This is a genomic window from Frankia sp. CoWAU3 (assembly GCF_977971855.1).
Map to the genome: position 1 here is coordinate 23776 of NZ_CDWWXB010000024.1, position 4000 is coordinate 27775.

2 protein-coding genes are annotated in these 4000 nt (G+C 70.3%); both read left to right on the forward strand.

Translation table 11 applies throughout. The features are described 5' to 3' along the window. The coding region (locus AC08ON_RS04420) for an alpha/beta fold hydrolase (RefSeq protein WP_476616505.1) at positions 1 to 3131 on the forward strand (3131 nt) is incomplete at its 5' end. Further along, on the forward strand, positions 3131 to 4000 hold an 870-nt coding region (locus tag AC08ON_RS04425; RefSeq protein WP_476616506.1), incomplete at its 3' end, for an LnmK family bifunctional acyltransferase/decarboxylase. The genes AC08ON_RS04420 and AC08ON_RS04425, both read left to right, overlap by 1 nt.

The window sequence follows — 4000 nt, forward strand, 5'->3', positions numbered from 1 at the left end:
GCGACATCGCCCCGCTCGCGTTCCTGGGCGCGCGGCGCAGCGCCTATTTCAACTTCTCCCGCCGCGGAACGGACCTGCTCGCCTGGAGCTATGCCGGGTCGGAAGCCGACTTCCCGATCCTCGCGGGCGAATACGTGTCCTACACACGCCGCCACGGCCTCAACTCGAACTTTCTGTCCATGATCCCACTCGCCGAGGCCGGGGGGGTCCCGCTATCCGCCACGCCATTCGGCGCGGTCCAGCGGCTCGAGGACCTGCAAAGCTTCAGCATGAGCGGCGGCCGGATGAACAGGCTGCGCTACATGGTCGGCAAGTTCGGACGTTCCGGCCGCGTCGAGACGCGCGAGTACCGGGTCGGCAGCGATCCCGCGATGGATGCGCGGATCGTCAAGCTGATCGAGCGCTGGGCGAGCGGCAAGCAGATGGTCAACCCGTACGTGCCGATCTTCCGTGAAGAGCTGGCCCACGGCGTACTCGGCCACCGGCATCGCATGTTCCTGACCACCGTGAACGACACGCTGTCCAGCGCCGTGATCCTCACCAACATCTTGTCGGAGAACGGGTATCTGCTTGACCTCGAATTCTACCCGCCGGACATGGCGCTCGGCGGCCTGGAGTACGCGATCGTCCACATCCTGCAGTTGCTCGCCGAGGAGGGCTGCACGGTTTTCAGCTTCGGCGCGAGCTTCGGTGTGCGGATCGCCAGCTCGCCCACCGCGTCCGAGGAGGTCGAGCGCGGCCTCGCCGAGCTGCGTGACGCGGGGATCTTCGGCTCCGGGAACTTCCAGTTCAAGAACAAGTTCCGGCCGGTCAACGCGCCGATCTTCCTGTGTCAGCCCGCTGATCCGCCGCACACGTCGGTGGCCGACGTCATCCTGATGATCGCCAATCCGGATGTCTCGGCCGACGCGCCGGGCCTGCGCACGGTCGCGGCCACGACCCGCGTCGAGCTCGCCCCGGTGGAACCCGCTCGGCCCGCGCCCGCATCCGGGACGCTCGATGACGCTGCCGCCGCGCGCCGCGCCCGGCTCGCCGGGCACGGTTGGAACCCGCTGGCCCTCGACTACGACGATGTCGAGCTCGACCTGGTCACCGACTCCTGGGCCGAGCACGCCGCGGCCTTCGTTGACAGCGCCGTCGCCGACCTGCGCGCCCGCTCCCGCACCCGCCGCGGCGAATCCGAAGTCTCGCCCCCGTCCTGGCTCCCGTTCCCCTCGATGACGGTCACCGGCTCGGGCCGGGGTGCCGAGGCGCTGCTGTGCCGCGCATGGCCAGGTCGGCGCGGCGTGGTCCTGAACAACACTCTCTTCCCGACCTGGAACCTGAGCCTGCTGGAGAACGGCTTCCAACCGGAGACCCTTGCCGCCGATGACGCCGACGCGTCGCCCACGCGCCTCGCCGCCCCGGCGAACCCCGTGGCGTTCGTCTGCCTCGAGATCGGCAGCAACGCGAGCGGCGGACTGCCGCTGACGCTGGCAGAGCTGCGCCAGGCCCGCGAGGCGACCGCCGCTGCCGGGGTGCCGCTCGTCCTCGACGCCACCAGGATCGTCGGCAACGCGATCCTGATATCACGGCACGAACAAGGTCAACGCGGCCGCGACGTGTGGCAGATCGTGCGCGAGATGCTCGGGCTCGCCGACGCGATCACCATCAGCCTCGCCAAGGAGTTCGGCCTCGACTTCGGCGGCATCCTTGCTACCTCGCACCCCGCACTCGCCGAACACGTGGCAGCACACGGAGCCGAGCTCGGCGTCAACGCCCGGCGCATGGTCGGCACCGCCCTCTCCGAGACCGACCGCATACGTGAAGCCGTGGCCGCCCGCCTCGATGCGGTCCAAGCACTCTGGGACGAGCTCAGCGCGGCACGTGAACGCGACAGCCTTCGCCAGGCGCTCGTCGGCCCTGCCCCCGGCGCGCACTGCGTGCTCCTCGACGTCGCGCAACTCCCGGCCTTCGCCGGCCTGCACGCTCCGGTGCCCAGCTTCCTGGCCTGGCTGTTCGAGCGGACGGGACTGCGTGCCGGGCCGCACCTGATCCCCACTTCGGCGGTCGGTTCCAAGCACCTGCGGCTCGTCAGGCTGGCCGTGCCGCTCGGCCTCGACATCGAACGCTGCCTCGCGGCGGGACGCGCCCTCGCCGCCGCCCTGACCGACCCGCAGCCGCTCGACCTACTGCCGGTCGGCGCTGCGGTCGCCGTCATGGCCGCCGCGACAGGGGTCTTCCATCCCGCGGAGCTACTGCCCGAGGACATCGGCCAAGCGTTGCGCGAGGGCGAGCGGGCCCGTGGCGACCACCACGCCGTGCTGCTTGAGCGCGCGCCCTCGACCCGCCGCCACCTGGTTCCCGCGGACACCGGCAAGCTCGAGTTCTTCACTGTTGGCAACGGCCCGACGCTGCTGCTCATGCACCCGTTCAACATCAGCGCCGGCGTATTCGCCGAGCAGTTCGCCGCGCTGGCCGGGGAGTTCCAGGTGGTTGCCGTGCACAATCCGGGCGTTGGCGACACCACCGCGGCGGCCGACCTTTCCCTCGCAGGGCTGGCCGGGCTGAACCGCATCGCCCTGCGCGAACTCGGCGTCGACGGGCCCGTCCACGTCGGCGGTGCGTCCTTCGGCGGACTCGTCGCGCAGACGTTCGCTCTGAACTTCCCGGCGGACGTCCTCTCGCTCACCCTCATCGGCACCTCCTACAGGGTCGGCAACCGCATGGGCGAGGTCAACCGGCTCGGCACCGTCGCCGACGAGGACTTCGACAAGATCATCGCCAACGACTCGACCGGCGAACTGGCACGGCAACGCGAACGCTGGCAGCAGGTGCTGCTGCGTTCGGAGAGCATGGACCCGAAGATCGGGCTGAGTTACCTCGACGTCTTCGCGGCCCAGCCCACGCTGATGGCCTCGCTGCCGTCGATCAGCGTGCCCACTCTCGTGCTGCATGGCCGGTTGGACACCGTCGTGCCGCTCAAGGCCGCGCACCTGCTGCACGGCGCGATCCCCGACGTACGTTTCGTCGAGCTGCCGGGCGCCGGGCACTTCCCCTTCGTCACGCACGTCGACGAGGTGCACCGCGAACTCGTGCCGTTCCTGCGCAAGCATGCGCAGCACGCTGATCCGACGGCGATGAGCCGCTGATGCCCGCCAGGTCCGCAGCCGACGCCTCGATTCGCCATGCCACGCACCTCGTCACGCCCAGCATGTGCGGCCACAACTCGCTGCTGATCGGCAGGATGGGGGACTGGACCTGGGACCTGGTCGGCGAGGCCTGCGACCTCGACGTCCTGCGCGCCCGGAACGAGAAAGGCGAGCCTACGTACCTGTCCTTCTGCTACTACCGCGTGGTCGGCAGCCGCCGATTCCACCTGCGCAGCCCGGGGTTCGGCGACCGGCTGGCCGTCGACTCGCGCGTCTTCGGGATCGGCGGTGAGTCCCTGGTCACGCTGCACCGGCTGCGTCGCGCGGAAGCCGGCCCCGCGCCCCGCAGCCCGATCATCGAGTCCGAGTTCTTCGCGTTCGACGATCCGGGCAGCCTCTACGTCGAGCACTACAACAGGTGGGTGAGCCGGAGCGGCTCCGACTCCAACCGCGACCTCGCGCCTGCCTCGCCGACCGTGTTCCGCGCTGCGGACCTGCCCCGGCTCGATCCGGCCTACTCGCCGCGCGAACCCTTCCGGCGCGCCCTGGCCACCGGCACCCCGCGCCCGGTGCCGACCCGGACGGTCCGCACGCTGGCGCTGTCCGCGCCCGTCGACATCACCCGCGATCTCAACGGCGCCGGGCTGCTCTACTTTGCTTCCTACTTCTCCCTGGCCGACCAGGCGCTGCTGGCGATGTGGCGGCACCTCGGCCGCAGTACGGCGAGCTTCCTGGGCCGCGTGGTGGTCGACCAGCAGATGTGCCTGTTCGGCAACGCCGACGCCGACACCGTGCTGGACACCGAGATCGGCTGGGGGCCGGGGGAGCGGCCCGGCCTGGAACAGGTGGACGTCGCCGTGTTCGAGCAC